This is a genomic window from Bacillus sp. MRMR6, from assembly GCF_001940785.1.
Lineage (GTDB): Bacteria > Bacillota > Bacilli > Bacillales > Cytobacillaceae > Neobacillus.
This window is the reverse complement of record NZ_MSLS01000015.1, coordinates 1-16650: the sequence shown is the minus strand read 5'-3', so window position 1 is coordinate 16650 and position 16650 is coordinate 1. Positions and strand designations below refer to the sequence as shown.

The 16650-nt window shown below is 33.3% G+C and carries 11 protein-coding genes; 4 read left to right on the top strand and 7 right to left on the bottom strand.

Annotated elements, in window-relative coordinates:
• Positions 1 to 360 precede the first annotated feature (360 nt).
• The 3 genes from BTR25_RS14980 to BTR25_RS14970 all read left to right on the top strand — a co-directional run bounded on the left by BTR25_RS14980 (position 361) and on the right by BTR25_RS14970 (position 3856).
• Positions 361 to 1803 carry an oligosaccharide flippase family protein gene (locus BTR25_RS14980; RefSeq protein WP_075688859.1) on the top strand — a complete coding sequence of 481 codons (1443 nt, stop codon included), beginning with the start codon at positions 361 to 363 and terminating at the stop codon, positions 1801 to 1803.
• A 192-nt stretch (positions 1804 to 1995) separates the two neighbouring features.
• Positions 1996 to 2316 (top strand): hypothetical protein, encoded by a 321-nt coding sequence (locus tag BTR25_RS14975; protein WP_075688858.1) that lies wholly within the window; start codon positions 1996 to 1998, stop codon positions 2314 to 2316.
• Positions 2303 to 3856: an LTA synthase family protein gene (locus BTR25_RS14970; RefSeq protein WP_075688857.1), complete on the top strand. Its 1554-nt coding sequence runs from the start codon at positions 2303 to 2305 to the stop codon at positions 3854 to 3856. Before BTR25_RS14975 ends, BTR25_RS14970 begins: the two co-directional genes overlap by 14 nt.
• A gap of 135 nt (positions 3857 to 3991) precedes the next feature.
• On the opposite strand, the gene BTR25_RS14965 is transcribed toward BTR25_RS14970, so the two are convergent.
• The 7 genes from BTR25_RS14965 to BTR25_RS14935 all read right to left on the bottom strand — a co-directional run bounded on the left by BTR25_RS14965 (position 3992) and on the right by BTR25_RS14935 (position 16054).
• Entirely contained in the window at positions 3992 to 5179 is a 1188-nt protein-coding gene (locus tag BTR25_RS14965; protein WP_075688856.1) for a glycosyltransferase family 4 protein, read from the bottom strand.
• A gap of 54 nt (positions 5180 to 5233) precedes the next feature.
• Positions 5234 to 6595, bottom strand: a complete 1362-nt coding sequence (locus BTR25_RS14960) for a sugar phosphate nucleotidyltransferase (protein WP_075688855.1) — start codon at positions 6593 to 6595, stop codon at positions 5234 to 5236.
• A gap of 71 nt (positions 6596 to 6666) precedes the next feature.
• Entirely contained in the window at positions 6667 to 7608 is a 942-nt protein-coding gene (locus BTR25_RS14955) for a glycosyltransferase (RefSeq protein ID WP_139311253.1), read from the bottom strand.
• Positions 7609 to 7964: 356 nt separating this feature from the next.
• Entirely contained in the window at positions 7965 to 10508 is a 2544-nt protein-coding gene (locus BTR25_RS14950) for an N-acetylmuramoyl-L-alanine amidase (RefSeq protein ID WP_075688853.1), read from the bottom strand.
• Between the two features lie 195 nt (positions 10509 to 10703).
• Positions 10704 to 13301 (bottom strand): SH3 domain-containing protein, encoded by a 2598-nt coding sequence (locus tag BTR25_RS14945; protein WP_075688852.1) that lies wholly within the window; start codon positions 13299 to 13301, stop codon positions 10704 to 10706.
• Positions 13302 to 13876: 575 nt separating this feature from the next.
• Entirely contained in the window at positions 13877 to 14749 is an 873-nt protein-coding gene (gene galU / locus BTR25_RS14940) for a UTP--glucose-1-phosphate uridylyltransferase GalU (protein WP_075688851.1), read from the bottom strand.
• 438 nt (positions 14750 to 15187) lie between these two features.
• Positions 15188 to 16054, bottom strand: a complete 867-nt coding sequence (locus BTR25_RS14935) for a CPBP family intramembrane glutamic endopeptidase (protein WP_075688850.1) — start codon at positions 16052 to 16054, stop codon at positions 15188 to 15190.
• A gap of 415 nt (positions 16055 to 16469) precedes the next feature.
• Between BTR25_RS14935 and BTR25_RS14930 the strand changes: the two genes are divergently transcribed.
• Positions 16470 to 16650: transposase (locus BTR25_RS14930; RefSeq protein WP_483295249.1), on the top strand; the 181-nt coding region annotated here is incomplete at its 3' end.

The window sequence follows — 16650 nt, the reverse complement described above, 5'->3', positions numbered from 1 at the left end:
CCGCTCCTATATATAAGAGTTTCTTTCAATCATTAATAGATAAAGGTATAAGTTTGCTTATTACACACTTTCGCAACTTAAATTAACCTTTTTGTAGCATAACAAAAAAATAACAATTGAACAATCTTCATCTCCATTCTCATTGTTATTATACCAATTAGCAACTATCTGAAAAAGATACACTTAAGGTGATTTAATCAGTGAAAGAATTCTAAATAGGGGATAAAAACGTTTATTGTATTTTAAATTAAAGTCGATTATAGTAAAAAAAGGACTAAAATTGGAGGATAAATTTTTGAGATTACGAAACAAATAATCAGGTCAAATTTAAGTAAATTATAAAAGGGTATGAATAAATAGATGAAGAAACTAATTTCTAATTACTTATTTACTGTCATGTATCAGTTATTGCTGATCATTACACCATTTATTACAACACCATATATTTCAAGAGTACTTAAACCTGAGGGAATTGGGATTGAAGCATATGTCGCTTCAATTGTTCAACTCTTTATAGTTTTTATCACTTTAAGTTTTTCCTTATATGGCAGCAGGCAAATTGCCTCCAAGCAAAATCAAAAAGAAACATCAGAAGAGTTTTGGTCAATTTTCCTCTTTAAAATTCTAACTTCGCTGATCGTCATCGTTGTTTACTACTTTTTTGTAAATGGAAGTTCAGAGTATAAAATCCTGTATCTTATTAATATCCTTACCTTGTTGGCAAATATTATAGATATTTCTTGGTATTTTTTTGGTAAAGAACAAATTAAAGCAATATCTATTCGTAATATGTTAGTAAAAATTATAGGTATTATTCTTATCTTCACCTTTGTAAAAGATTCTAATGATCTTGATTTATATGTGTTGATCAATGCGGGTACTCTTTTTATCGGACAACTCATTATGTGGATACCATTATTACGAGAAGTATCCTTTGTCAAAATATCTTTTAAAAGCATTTCCAATCATTTTAAGCCCATTATGATTTTATTTTTGCCACAAATAATGATTCAAATATACGTACTAGCGAATAAAATAATCTTAGGAAACGAATCTGGTGAAATTGAAGTAGGATATTATAATCAGGCATATAAGATTATTATAATTGCTTTAGGTGTAATTTCTTCACTCGGTTCAGTAATGCTTCCAAGAATGGCCTCAGAGTTCAGCCGCGGGAATAAAGAAGAAATGGAAAGATATGTGAATTTCGCTATGCAATTTATTTTATTAATTACTTTACCGATGACACTTGGTATGATTGGAATTGCTCCTAATTTTGTAACATGGTTTTTAGGTAATGAATTTGAACCAGTAACCAATTTACTAATAATTATGAGCCCTGTCATATTTTTTGTGGGTCTTGCAAATGTATTTGGTATACAAATCTTAATAGGTACAAATCAACAAAATAAATATTCTATTGCCGTGACAAGTGGTGCTATTCTAAGTCTTATATTAAACTTTTTACTGATAAAACCTTTGGCCAGCACCGCAACTTCAATCTCATTACTAGTTGCTGAAGGAGTTGGGGCTTTAATTCAGATTTATTTTGCAAGAAGTTATTTTAATTTAAAAAAGTTTTTTCTAATGTTTACCAAATGTTTCATTTTGAGCACCTTTGTATATATTTCAGTTGTATTAGTAAGCACCTATCTACCATTTACACCTTTATTGATAACATTTATTCAATTATCAGCAGGAATGATCACATACATTATTGGCCTCATTATCATAAAGGAACCAATAATTTTGAGATTATTTGATACAGTAAAAAGCAGATTCCATAGAAATATACGGGGATAAATCACCTTTATCAGATACCACAAACATATCCAAAGAAGAGGACATTTATGTTCTCTTCTTTTATTATTTCATAATAACAAAAAAATCCTGATATTATTCCAAAATCTGTTTTTGATAAATATTTTACGTATGTTATACTTTGCTTTATATAATTTTGTCTACTAACTTAAATTCACAATCAGGGAGGTAAATATGAATTTTAATGAAGTCATGGCATTAATTCTGCCTTCGATAATTGCATTACATTTTTATTCAAAGGTAATTAGGGGAAAGTTAAATTTACTTGATGTATTCTGTCATAGTGCGTTATTTATGGTCTTTACGAACGCTATCTGCTATGCAATATTAATTTATTTAAACAAAACACTAATCTTTGATTTTACAAATATCTTTACTTTAAAATATAGTCTCATGGCTACATTTGTAGCATTAATTATTGTAGTATGCTATCGATTTTTGGAATTAAACATACGCATCAGTCTTAGAGTGGAGTCAAAAGATGAAGAAAAATAAAATACTCCTTAGTATCTCAGCTATTACATTGTTATTTATTACTACCATCATATTGACTGCAACTATTTATATAAATATTAATTTTGCACACCAAAGTGTAGATGAAATGATTTACTATCTTTTTAACGGATTTGGTGGGTCACCCACTGACGTATTTACCAATGCAATTGCACAAAGTTTAATACCGATAATATTTATATTACTTTTCTTACTAATACCAATACTCCCCTTAAAAATAAGAGAAAATGTTATGGAAGTAACATTAAAAAGTAAAATAATTAAATTTACGTTATTTCCAAATAAATACTTGTATAAATACAGATTACTCTATGCTTCTTTGATGTTACTTCTTTCACTAGTTGTTTGTTATAAATTGCTTGGAATTAATGAATATTACAGCCGTTTAACAAACTATTCAACCATTATTGATGATAATTATGTTAATGGTCAAGACATTTCAATAACTTTTCCTAAAGAAAAAAGAAACTTAATTATCTTATATTTGGAATCAGCTGAAAATACACTTATTAGTAAAGAATTAGGCGGTGGTTGGGGTTATTCAGTTACTCCAGAGTTAGAAAATATTGCATTGCAAAATATAAATTTCTCTAATACCGATAAAATTGGTGGTGCCCTGCCTATAGCAGGTACCGGATGGACCGCTGGGGGGCTTGTTGCTACTACATCAGGCATCCCTTTAAAAATTCCAGTTAACGGAAACGATTATACTTCCTCCGATAACTTCTTAGGCGGTGCTTATACTTTAGGCGACATTCTGCACGATGAAGGATATAACTTAGAAGTCATGTTTGGTTCTGATGCTAATTTTGGGGGACGTAGTAATTATTATACTAGACATGGTAACTATAAAATATTTGATTTAAACACAGCAATTAAAGATGGTAAAATGAGTGAAGATGACCAAGTATGGTGGGGATTTGATGATACTCACTTATTTAATTGGGCAAAGGAAGAAATAACTGAATTATCCAGATCAGAAAAACCATTTAGTATTTCCTTATTAACAGCCAATACACATTTTCCAGATGGATATCTTGAGAGCGATGCCGAGAATTTATTTGAACACCAGTATGAAAATGTCTTTGCATATTCATCTAAACAATTGTCTGAATTTATAACTTGGTTACAACAACAGGAGTTTTATAATAATACAACAGTAGTCATCGTAGGAGACCATCTTAGTATGCAAGACCCTGAGTTTTTCAACTCTAATATGTATGGGGGCTATGAAAGAACAATATATAATGCGATCATAAATTCTCCCGTTGAGCCCGTAAATTCAAAAAACAGACTATTTACAGCCCTAGATATGTTTCCAACAATTTTAGCAAGTATTGGCGTTGAAATCGAAGGGAATCGTTTAGGTATCGGTACAAACTTATTTTCAAATCGTAAAACAATAGTAGAGGAAATAGGAATTACTAATGCAGATCAAGAGTTAGCAAAAAACTCGAAATTTTATTATGATAGTATTCTTCAAGATGATTACTTAGAATTATTAAAGAAATCAAAAAAGTAAAGGTTCTGTATATGTCCTATTTGATTACCGCCGAAAAAGGCAGGGATATCCCTGCCTTTTTCGTATTTTATATTAATTCATCATAAAAAAACGAAAACAGTGAACAATAAGAGCGATAAAAGATTCTTTTAAACTTTACTTACCTAACAACTGACTATACATATTAAAGGCTTTTTTGATAGTGTTCTCCTGAAAATCATATTTATTTAAAGCTAATCTCCTAGCATTTGCACCAAGGCTTTCTCGATAACTAGCATTATTCAGGAGATGAATGACTTCAGCAGCAATTTCATCAGGTTTTTCTGTCACCTTTGCAAAAAATTCTTCATTATTTTCATTGATACCTTCTGCACCTATTTCAGTTGTTACAACTGGTAAACCATATGCTAGTGCTTGTACGATTTTAAATTTTACGCCTGCACCTGATAGCAGTGGAGCAATAAATACAGCAGCCTTTCTATAAAACACATCTAAATCCTCAACAAATCCTGTTACCTCTATATCGGCTCTGTTTATTTTTTTTAACCACTCTGGCGGTTTTGAACCAGCAACAATAAATTTTGCGTTCGGTACTTCATGACGAACTTTATCCCATATTTCCGAGATAAACCACCGGACACCTTCATAATTTTCAGGACGGTCCATCGCACCTACAAACAAGCAATCTGTATTTTCTTTTACCCTTGCAGCATCCATTGGCAATTCTAATGCGGGTGAAAAGGTATCTATCGGACTTGTTACCCCCATCTCGACTAATATTCTTTTATCTTTCTCACTAAAGGTGTACACTTGATCACATAAATTCAAGTATGACCTTTCCCTTTTTTCTACTGACCAGGAACCTAGTTTGGCGATTATTTTTCTTTGTGACATTCCTTTTTCCTGCACGGTTCTCTTTACATATTGGGAATATACGTCATGTTCTAAACATATGATTGGTGCATTTGTCTGCTGTTTAATAACTTTTATTAATGGTAAGGTTGGTGAATACTGTAGATCGATTAAATCAAATTGTTTTAGGTAGCCTTCTGATTGTAACTCATCCACTATCGTATAATCTAACTGGTTCAAAGGATCATTAATGAGTTTAAATAGTTTTAAAACCTTATATGTAATGGTTTTGTTAGGAATAGCTGCAAGGCGTAAATTTATCCATTCCGGCACCTTTTTTTCTGCCTCTTCATTCTCCTTACTATTTGGAGCTAACATATGAATGGAAACTCCTCGTTTGTTTAACTCATCTAAGTATTTAAAAAGGAAATACCCCCCTGCGTGGGGGATACCTTCGTATGGAACAAAAGGTGTAATATAAAGTACTTTCAAAGAATAACCTCCTAATCGTTGACCGATATAGAACTTCTATTATTAAAAATCTCGTTAGCTGTGTGAAATATACTTTTCTGATATCTGCTGCCAATCAACTGCTATTCTTTCGATTTTTTCATCAATAGGTCCGATTCCCGATTGAACTTCAATAATGTGTATCTGTATAATGGCTTTTATGGAATGGAGGTCTACTTCATTGATATATAGGACATCTCCCGAACTGACCTTTGTAAGACTTCCGTTTAATAGAAACTCTCCTAGTCCACTAATGACAGTCCATGTTTTTTTACTTCTATGATGCCTTTGATAAGACAAATTACATTCACTATTAATAATGATTTTCCTCGTGTATACTTCTAGTCCCTCATCTGTCATTGTATAATCTAAAACAGTGGAAGAACCCCATCTTCTTTCCTCATACATTGGCTGATGCTCTTCAACGTATTGCTTAATTTTAGGACTTTTTTCTTTTGTAGTTACAAGAACCCCATCTGGACTTAAGGCCACAACAGCATCCTTTACTCCTAATACAGTAACCGGAATATCTAATTCATTAATAACGTGCGTATTTAACGCACCTTCAGCAACTATTCCTTTTCCAATTAAAGGTGACGTAATTTCTTCAGTTAATGTATTCCATGTTCCTAAATCCTTCCAACTTCCATCATAAGGAATACAAATAATATTTTTTGTTTCCTCTACCACTGCATAGTCAAAGCTAATCTTTTCTAAATCAAAATAGGAATGTAATAACTGTTCGTAATCTGTCGGTAATCCTTTTTGTTTAATTTTATTTATTATCGCATTTAATTTAAAGCCAAATACACCACTGTTCCATAAAGCATTTTCGGCTAATAGTTTTTTTGCTTTTTCTTCAGTTGGTTTTTCTGTAAAATAGTCAACAACCAGATAATTTCCCGTAGATTCTGCAGGCACGATATATCCATACTTTTCAGAAGGATATGTCGGACGAATACCAATTAGTCCCAGGTCTGCTTTCGATAATTGTAACGCCGCCTCAAGTTCTTTTACGATGGAGAAAAACTCATTATCAACAAAAGGATCAACAGGTAATGTTACAATAGTTTCATCTAATGAGACTTTCTGAACAGAGTATAAATATGTCGCAGCAAGCGCAATGGCAGGAAATGTATCTCTCCGCGTAGGTTCAATAATAATATGAATGTTATTGCCTAATTGCGATTTCAATATCTCGACTTGCGACTTGCTCGTCGCAATAAAAATATCTTCTTCACCCACATGTTTGGTAATTTGTCTTTTAACTCTTTGAACCATTGATTCAAAGGAACCATCCTTTGTTGGTAATACTTTTAAAAATTGTTTTGAACGTGCATCATTGGATAATGGCCATAATCGTTTCCCAGAACCGCCAGATAAAAGAATAAATTTCAAAGCGATACCCATCCTTTATTATTTGATTTAAATAAATAAATTTTACAATCATGTAAAAATACTTTCAAATATTAGCTATTACTATTTTTTAATTTTCGAATTAATGGCTCCCATAAATAAAAGTTCGCCTTTCGACCCATTTTTACCAAGAGGAGTTTTAATGGACCATAATTACGGTATTTTTCAAAATAATATAAATCTGAATTTAAGTTTAAATTAAACTTTTTACGATTTCCAAGATCTTTAGTACTGAAGCCATGAACATGTTTTACCGAAACCTCTGGGTAATAACCTGTTTTATAGCCTCTATCTAATAATTTTTCAGATAAAATCAGCTCTTCTGCATACAAAAAGGTGCTTTCATCAAAATACCCTACTTCATCCATTACATCAGATTTAAATAGCATAAAGCAGCCCATAAGGCGATACGGATAACGTTCATCCTTTACCTCTAACAGCCTAGAAATTTTATTAGACAATAATTTATTGATAATAATAAATACAGGCAAAAAGAAGGGTACCCAAAATTGATCAAACAAGGTTGGCATATTATATGGACCTTGCTGTTCACCCTCCATCCCAATAATTTTCGGACCAATTAACGCTAAACGATTATCATTTTTCAATTGATGTATTAGAGATTCAATTAATGGTTTTGCAATAAATATGTCGTTATTCGACACTAAAGAATATTCATATCCTAATTTTTTTGCTAACTTTAGCCCAAAATTGTTGCCTTTGGCATAACCATAATTTTCATTTAGGACTATCGTATACTTCGTTTGATTTGTATCATAATTAGAATCATTTAAATCCTTTTCATCTAATACAATAAAGTTATTTTTCTTGGAGTAATTTGTCAGAAGGTTCCGTTCCGAATCATTTGAATTATTGTCTACGACAATAAAACAAATGTTAATATTTTTTTCGACATCTAAAAAGTTATTGATTAACGAAATGGTTTGTTCGGCTCTATTCCAATTTAAAATAATTACTGCTACTCTTTTCAACATACTCTCCCCTAAAAGTAAAATAAACTTTTACTTATATTATCTTAATTCTTATTGTAACCTATGTACTTTTTGCTGATACAGTCGCAATCATGTCTTTTTACACGGATATTATGGAACTTCATCTATATCTTAAAAGTTTATTTCAATAATATTTAGTATCCTTGTAAATACTATCATTTCTTCTAGACAAAAACCAACATTTTTCTACTATATCACGTTTTTGTAAATAAACATGGAATGAGAAAGATTGAGCAAAAATCAACAGCCAATTTAACTCTGCAAAATATAACAAGGACTAGAAATCTATTTGATTTCTAGTCCTTGGACTTAATTCTACTATCTAAATTCGTTAATTCTTAATAAATTTTAAAGTACTCATGTATCCCGTCAGCAATTGCCTTTGCGAGTTTATTTTGATAAGAATCTGTAAATAGCTTTTGACGGTCGCTAGCATTATTAATAAATCCCAACTCCAATAAAGTAGCCGGCATAGCTGCTTCACGTATAACTGCAAAGGATGAACCAGCAGTTCCACGATTATTCGCACCAGTATAACTTATCATATTTCCTTGAATTAAGCCAGTAAGTGACACACTCTTCATGATTCTATCTGGATTATTATGCATCTCTTGATTGATTTTCGAAGGATTTGCTGAATCAAACTTATAAAAATAAGACTCAATTCCAGTAGCTGTTGTTGAACTTGCTCCTGTAGAGTTAGTATGAATACTAACGAAAATATCCGCAGCTAAATTATTGGCCATTTTAGGCCGTTCTAGCAATTCTACGGCAGTATCGTTATTACGGGACATATAAACTTGATAGCCTCGATTCATTAATAATAATTGAACTTTTTTTGCTACAGCCAAATTCAAGTCAGCTTCACGATATATCCCTGCAACTGCCCCAGGGTCATATCCACCATGTCCTGGGTCTAAAAATACTGTCAAAGGCTTCTTGAATGCAGCAATTGTACTAACTGGCTCTCCTAGTCCCTTAGGCACTAACTTAATTTCAATTGCTTCTAAACGTTTTGAATGCCTTTCTGAGCCAGCTTTCATCCCATTTTTCGCCCAACCTAACCAGCCAAAATCCTGTGCGTGAACACGATAATAAACATCATAATAATTTGCAATATTACCAGTAAGATTGATTTTTATTGCTTCCAAACGTTTGCTTTGTCCAGATGTACCTGATATTTCACCATTAGATACATTATTTAACCAACCATAATCTTGAACATGAGTGGAATAAATAATATCTCCACTATAAGGTGCATCCTGTAAATCTATCTTAATTGCTTCTAAGCGTTTCGCTTGTCCCTTGGTTCCGCTTATCGCACCATTTGCTACAAAATTCATCCATCCGTAGTTTTCAACATGAGTTGAATAAATGACAGATGGATTTTTAAGGAAGGACTCCGGAACTTTCCCACCTTTTTCTACTAAAACTATCTCAATGGCTTCCAATTGTTTCGATAATCCTTCTTTACCTGCGGATTGACCATTTTTTGCCCAAACTAACCAACCAAAAGATTGTTGAAAAACACGGTAATACACATCATAATGGAGTGCCATTTCTCCAGATAGGTTGATTTGAATAACTTCAACACGTTTATTATTCCCAGGTGTACCACTTACTTCCCCATTAGAAACACTAGGCAACCAACCATAATCCTGTACATGAGTTTTGTAAGTAATTCCTCCAGAATATGGAGCATTTTCAAGAGAAATCTGTAATCCTTCTAATCCTTTTTCTTGGTCAATTGTCCCATTTATTTTCCCATCAGAAACTGYATCTAACCAACCATAATCTTGAACATAGGTTTTATACGTTACAGATAGCTTTTTTTGTTCGTTCGGTTCAATATCAACAGATAGGGTGGAACCCTTTTCTACAATAATTATTTTAATTGCTTCTAAACGCTTAGATTGACCACTAGTTCCTGCTAGCTCCCCATTTTTCACCCATTTCATCCAACCATAATTTTCAGCGTGGACACTATAATAGACATCATAATTTGCCGCCTGGGGACCAGTTAGTTCAATTTTAATTGCTTCTAATCTTTTTGCTTTTCCTACAGTTCCACTTTCTTTATTATCAGAAACATAATCTAACCAGCCGTAATCTTGTACATGAGTTGAGTATCGCACCCCTAAATCCTGTACATTATTAACTGAAATTCTAATACTTTCTAATCGTTTTGCTTGTCCTTCTGTGCCTGACATCTCTCCCTCAGAAACGGCATTCAGCCAACCAATGTTCTGAACATGGGTAGAATAGTTAATAGAAGGATTTCCGCCTGTTAATTGTGCAGGTAATGGTATAGATTCTTGTAAAAGATTATTTTCTTCTATTAGAGTTTTTTCTTCATCGATAATAGGCATTAATAGTTCGACGTCTTGCGATTTAACAATTCCTTCTCGATTTCCTACTGTAATATAAACAAATTCTCTATCAACTTTCGTTATCGAATACTCCACTTCCGAAGCAAGTATTAGAATTGAAGTTTGTAAACTATCATCCGAATACACTTCTGTTGGTGAGTGAGTTAGAAGTCTCTCTGATGTAACTTCTGTTTCAGCACTAACTACCGAAAAATTCAGGTTTTCAGCCCCGACCATTCTGGTCAATTTTTCTTCTATGTATGCCAAATCTCCATCCCATTGAAAGTAAACTTTTCCATCCTGTATATAATCAATACTAAATTGAGTAGCAGGCTTGAATTCTCCAACTATTTTTTGATCTTTATTAAAGATGTCAACACTTTCGATTGTTTCGACATATTCAGCATAAATGTCATCTGAATTATTCTCCTGTGAGAATGCAAGATTAGGAGAATAAAGAGATGACAATACCAGACAAAAAAGAATAAAAACTATAAAATTTCTTTTAAACACAATATTGTTTCCCCTCCTTCTACATTATTATATATTTTTTTTCATATATTTGAGTAGCAATCTAATAAATTGTTGAAAAATGTTTTAAAAAATTTCCTCACTATATTTTTTGTGCTTGTTTGAAATAAGCAAAAGCTGCCCTCAAAAGTCTTTTTAGATTCCTTTTGAGGGCAGCTCTTTATTAATATAGATTATTTATTTATACACTGGTATTTCCAAGAAAACAGTATATGGCTGTATTTTATATACTTCATACATGGTGTTAACTTGTTTATATGCCCAGCCAATATCAGTCGCATATTGATGTCCTGCAAACCCCTTAGTAGCCATCACTTCTGGGTTCCAACGCATTTCATATATTGTATTTTGGACAACTTTATAGCTGTTATTGCCATTCGTATAACCATCATCAATAAAAGAAGCCCCTCCGACTATTGCGTCATATGGTGTGAACCAACCTTTTTCATAGGCTGTTTTAGCCCCACAATCAACTGGACAGTGATCAAACGCACCTATGCCATACATATTATAAACAGTCTTGCCATTATAAACTACACCTTTTGCAAGAGTGGAATTACCATTTCCTGTTTCTAATAATGTATGTGCCATTAAATATACTTCATTAATCCCATATTTAATTCCTGCATCAATAAACGCTTGACCCTGGCCTGCTAATATTCCTTTGCCTACAAGGTACTGATTTAAAGCCTCTTTTGAAACTCCACTAGTTTTTGTTAGGTCCATGAATTGAAGTCTTTGTTTCTCATCATTTATAAAATTATTTGGGTTTAAATAATATAGGACATCTGTAGATGCTGCATTGCGCCATGCACCTATGCTTACTTTGTGCCAGCCACTATTATTTTCTTCTACAATATTTAGTAAGGTGCCTTTCATTACTGTAGCGTAAATATGACTTCCTGCATTCATTTCTGACCTGATATTAAGGTAATCGACAGTTGCTTGACCCACTCTTAAATTATCAGTTGCAAGTGAACTATGCACAAATAAGGTTTGTCCTTTGAATTCAATTTTATACCACTTTGTGCTACCTGAAACCATATCACCTGAAACATTATTATCCAACAATTGGAACAGTGTTCCGTTTACAACGGTAGCAGCAATTGTACTGTTAGTAGTTGGAGCAGTCCTAAGATTAACGCTGCTTCCACTTATAGAGCCACCATTAACTGCATTAATATATTGACTGCTGACATAAGCGGGAGCATTTCTATATTTATCAGTCTGCGGAGTAACTTTCATCTGCATATTTAATGCATCATTTAACGTAATGTTATAGTAATTGGATAAATTAGACTCAATAAATGGCTTATTTGTCAGTCCAGGTGCGGTTCCACCCTTTTCAACTAACCTAATCTCAATTGCTTCCAATCGCTTCGAAAATCCTTTTGTACCAGCAGATCCCCCGTTTTTAGCCCAATCTAGCCAACCATAGGTCTCTGCGTGGACACGGTAATAAATATCGTAATGTTGTGCCATTTCACCTGTCAGGTTGATCTTAATAGCTTCTAGACGTTTACTTTTTCCAGATGTTCCCGATAATGCTCCATTGGATACATTATTTAGCCAGCCATAGTCTTGGACATGGGTTGAGTAAGAAATGCCTCCAGGATAAGGAGCCTTATTTAAGGAAATCTTTATGGCTTCCATTCGTTTTGATTGTCCTTGTGTTCCTGACGTTTGTCCATTTGATACATTCGACAACCACCCGTAATCTTGAACATGGGTGGAATAGACAACAGCCGGATCAATGATTAATGGTTTATTTGTAGAACCCGGTGCAGCCCCACCTTTTACCACTAGAACAGTTTCGATTGCTTCTAAGCGCTTTGAAAGTCCTTGTGTACCAGCAGAATTTCCGTTTTTAGCCCAATCTAGCCAACCATAGGTCTCTGCGTGGACACGGTAATAGATATCATAATGTTGTTCCATTTCACCAGTTAAATTTATTTGAATTGCTTCTAAACGTTTACTTTCACCAATTGTTCCTGATAATGCTCCATCTGAAACATTATTTAGCCACCCATAATTTTGAACGTGGGTCTTGTAAGAAATACCTCCAGGATAGGGAACATTATCTAAAGAGATTTTTATGGCTTCCATTCGTTTTGATTGTCCTTGTGTTCCTGACATTACTCCATTAGCTACTCCAGCTAACCAACCATAATCTTGAACATGGGTTGTATACTTAACAGTAGGATTTTCTATAGAACTAATTTGGGAGGTTTGCACTGACTTTATAGTAGTTCCCTCTGTTAATGTGCTGAAATTATTCTCATTAACTATTAAATTATCTTTCGAAGTTGTTTCTTCTATTAAAGTTCCATTTTCGCTTTCTACTACACTTGTAATTTGCTCATTTAACTCAAGAGACTTTACTTCCTTAACCAAAAATGAATCAGATACAGCCAATTTAATTTGTATATTGGCTGTTTCAGAAATTGGAATTACATTAAATTCATCGTTAACGTTAAGCGTGATGTCCTCTATTTGATTTGAAGTACTTTTTTGAATGTTAATTTTCCCATTAACAGATGTTTTTAATTCATCCTTCCATCCTGTTAATGTCAATTTTACCTTTTCATTAACTTCTATAGTATGCTCTTCACCATTATAATTAATGAAATAATAGATGGTATCCTCTACAACATTTCCTGTTTTAGAACTATTTATCTCATAAGTAACATCATTATTCGATGCGTAAGCAATTAAACCATCAGAATAAAATGTAGAACTCAATAGCATTCCTATAACAACTAATTTTCCTCGCATGTATCATACTCCTTGAAATTAAATTTTTATTATTAAGAACAAGAATTACAACTCACAATCGACATTCTTTAAAACTATATACTATTAGTCTAGCATAATAAATAGGGTTAAAATATTTTTATAAATTACCATTTTAAAGGAGCCACAAAGAAACGATCACTCAGGATATTTTCACCTTAGTAATCTATTATCTTATTACTACATAGAATATTATCATAAATTGGTTGCTTTTGTAACAATTTATCTAAATTTGTAAGTTAGTAACTATCACCAATTATCTTTATGAAGATTAAATGAAAGATCTATTCTCCTTTTTCTAGTTATACTAATTATAAGAATATCATTTTGAAAAAGTTCAGCACATAATTTACAAGAGTAATAGCCGTAAATAGGTTATATTCAAAAAAATAAATAAATCAATAAAAAGACTAGAAATACACTTTGTGATTTCTAGTCCTAAAAATTGATTAATATCTTATTGCAAAATTTATTTATATATATAACTAATTGAAAAATGAATTAGTAAATTTCAATAGTGCTTAACGAATTCGTCATTACCTGGATAAATATGTATTTTATTTCGAATCAAGTTTGTTTGCCATAAATTTCAATAAGTCTTCCCTTAATTCTTCCTTTTGCAGTGCAAATTCTATCGTTGTTTCAATAAAACCTAGTTTTTCTCCAACATCGTATCTTTTTCCTTCAAACTCATATGCAAAAACACGTTGGATTTGGTTTAGTTTTTGGATTGCATCGGTTAACTGTATTTCACCGCCAGCACCAATCTCTTGTTTTTCAAGGAACATAAATATCTCAGGGGTAAATACATAACGGCCAATGATTGCAAGGTTTGACGGAGCCGATCCTAATTTAGGTTTCTCAACAAAATTACAAACTTGGAATGAATTACCATTTTGAGTTATTGGATCAATAATACCATAGCGATTAGTCTCTTCCTCTGGCACTCTTTTTACCCCAATAACCGACGAATGGGTTCGATCGTACTCATTCATCAACTGTTTTAAACACGGAGTCTCAGCCTGTACGATGTCATCCCCTAGTAAAACAGCAAACGGCTCATTCCCAATAAAATTACGGGCACACCAAACGGCATGGCCAAGACCCTTTGGTTCTTTTTGTCTAATATAATGAATATCCACCATTTTTGATGGTTCCTGAACTTTCTCAAGCAATTCATATTTTTCTTTCATAAGAAGTGTTTGTTCAAGTTCATAAGCATAATCAAAATGATCTTCAATTGCTCGCTTACCTTTTCCGGTTACAATAATAATATCTTCAATACCAGATTCGATTGCTTCTTCCACAATATATTGAATCGTCGGCTTATCAACAATGGGCAACATTTCTTTCGGCATTGCTTTAGTAGCAGGTAAAAAGCGGGTACCAAGCCCTGCTGCTGGAATAATAGCCTTTCTTACCTTTTTCATTTGAGTAACGCCCTTCCTCCTTTTTACACTTGTTAAAAAGGTTTGTTTTTTTACCCTCATTTTACTCTAAAAAGAATTTTACACAAGAAGATTAGGAATTAAATCCAATTAATTTTTTTGAAGATACTAATATAAAATTTAAATAGTGTCGATATTTATCGAGATATATTTGTTTTCTGAAAATTTATAATAGTGTACTATAAACTAAATGCTAATTTTTAGGAGGATGATAGTATGCCGCTCCTGCATATGAAAGAAATATATACACCTCTTAAACTAATCGGTATCAAGGTGTTTAAGTGTACAGATGGAGATACATATATCAAATTCTGGAACAAACCACGCAAGAAAATATTCAATTAAAAAAAGAGCTAACTCTAGTTAAATTAGAGTTAGCTCTTTTTTCCTTAGCGTATCCAAGCACCTGATTACAGTACATTAATGGGCCACTTCCGCTGATTCAGGCATGGTGTTAACCTTCTTCTTTTTTTCATAATACAAAAGAAAAAGATGTACAAATAAAACAATTACTGCAAATATCTCTACGGCAAACTCATAGTAATACCAGGAAATAGTAACGGTTATATCATATAAAGAGTGTATAGCTACCGTGACCCAAAGATTTCTCGTCCATAGCAGAATCAGGCCAAATAACAGACCCATGTTAGCCAATGTAACAATTGTACCAATCTGATAGTTCCAAGAAGCCTCAGCTCCTAATGTGTGATCAATTCCAAAAAGGATCGAAGTGGCGAAAAGTGCAATCATTAAAAAGCTGTCACGAGATCCTTTTTCCCAACGCTTCGGAAATGTTTTTTTGAAAATAAGAAGTAGCAAGATGATGTAACCAAGACGCCAAACTTCTTCTAGGCCAGCTAAGATATCGCTGAAAATATCGTAACCAACCGTATCAACCTCATCGAGTATGGTCCATGCTGGCTCTATGGAACCTTCATCAATAACTGGTAAATCCGTATACTCTTGGACATATTGTTCGTAGTCATTGCTATACTCTTCAAATACATTCGCCGAGAATACATGCACAACGGAACTCCCAACGATAAAGATCAGAAAAGCTCCCGTAAACTGGAGCCAAATTTGCCGTTTACTCCTTTGGTTACCTTTGTTTAACCTGCGATGCAGTTTGATTCCGATAAAAAAAGAGGCAACCATGATTGCATCATAAAGACTGCTGGCTAAATAGCTGAATCTGCTTAAATAAAGGAGGATTTCAACTCCTACTGTAACGACGAGGAGTGCAAAGAGCAATCGTTTCGTAATGGGCTCAGTTAAATGATCGATCATTAAGATTCATTCCCTATCATATATTTTCTTCTAACGGCCAAAATACTGAACAGCCAAAATTCCAAACCCATTTAAACCAACCACGAATAAACAACAAGCAAAAAACCACTTCCACCTACGAGTCATTGACCGAATCTCCTTTTAGTTTAGGCGTGGTAATGAGTGTTGATTTGAGATTTTTGCGAAATCTGCGAGACTCCTCGGAAATGCTAACGCATTTCCTTCGTGCGTGGGCAGATTCATAGGTGTTATTCAATGTCCTGCGGGAGGACGGGGCAGGGGAGACCCCGCAGGCGCAAAGCGAGGGCACTGAAAAAGTCCTTTGTTTTGAGGCAGTTGAAGGTTGATTTTATCAACCCTTCAACTGCTTTTTATTTTATAATTAAGGTAACAAGACTTTAAAGGTGGTACCGAAATGATTTCCTTTCAAGATTCATTTAATCTTAGCCCATATATAGGAATTTATGATCTCATTGTTCCAAAAGATAATATGCTTCGCCAAATTAAAAAACTAGTCGACTTTTCATTCATAATTGAAGAATTAAAAGATAAATATTGTCTGGATAACGGTCGCAATGCCGTGCCACCAATTCGAA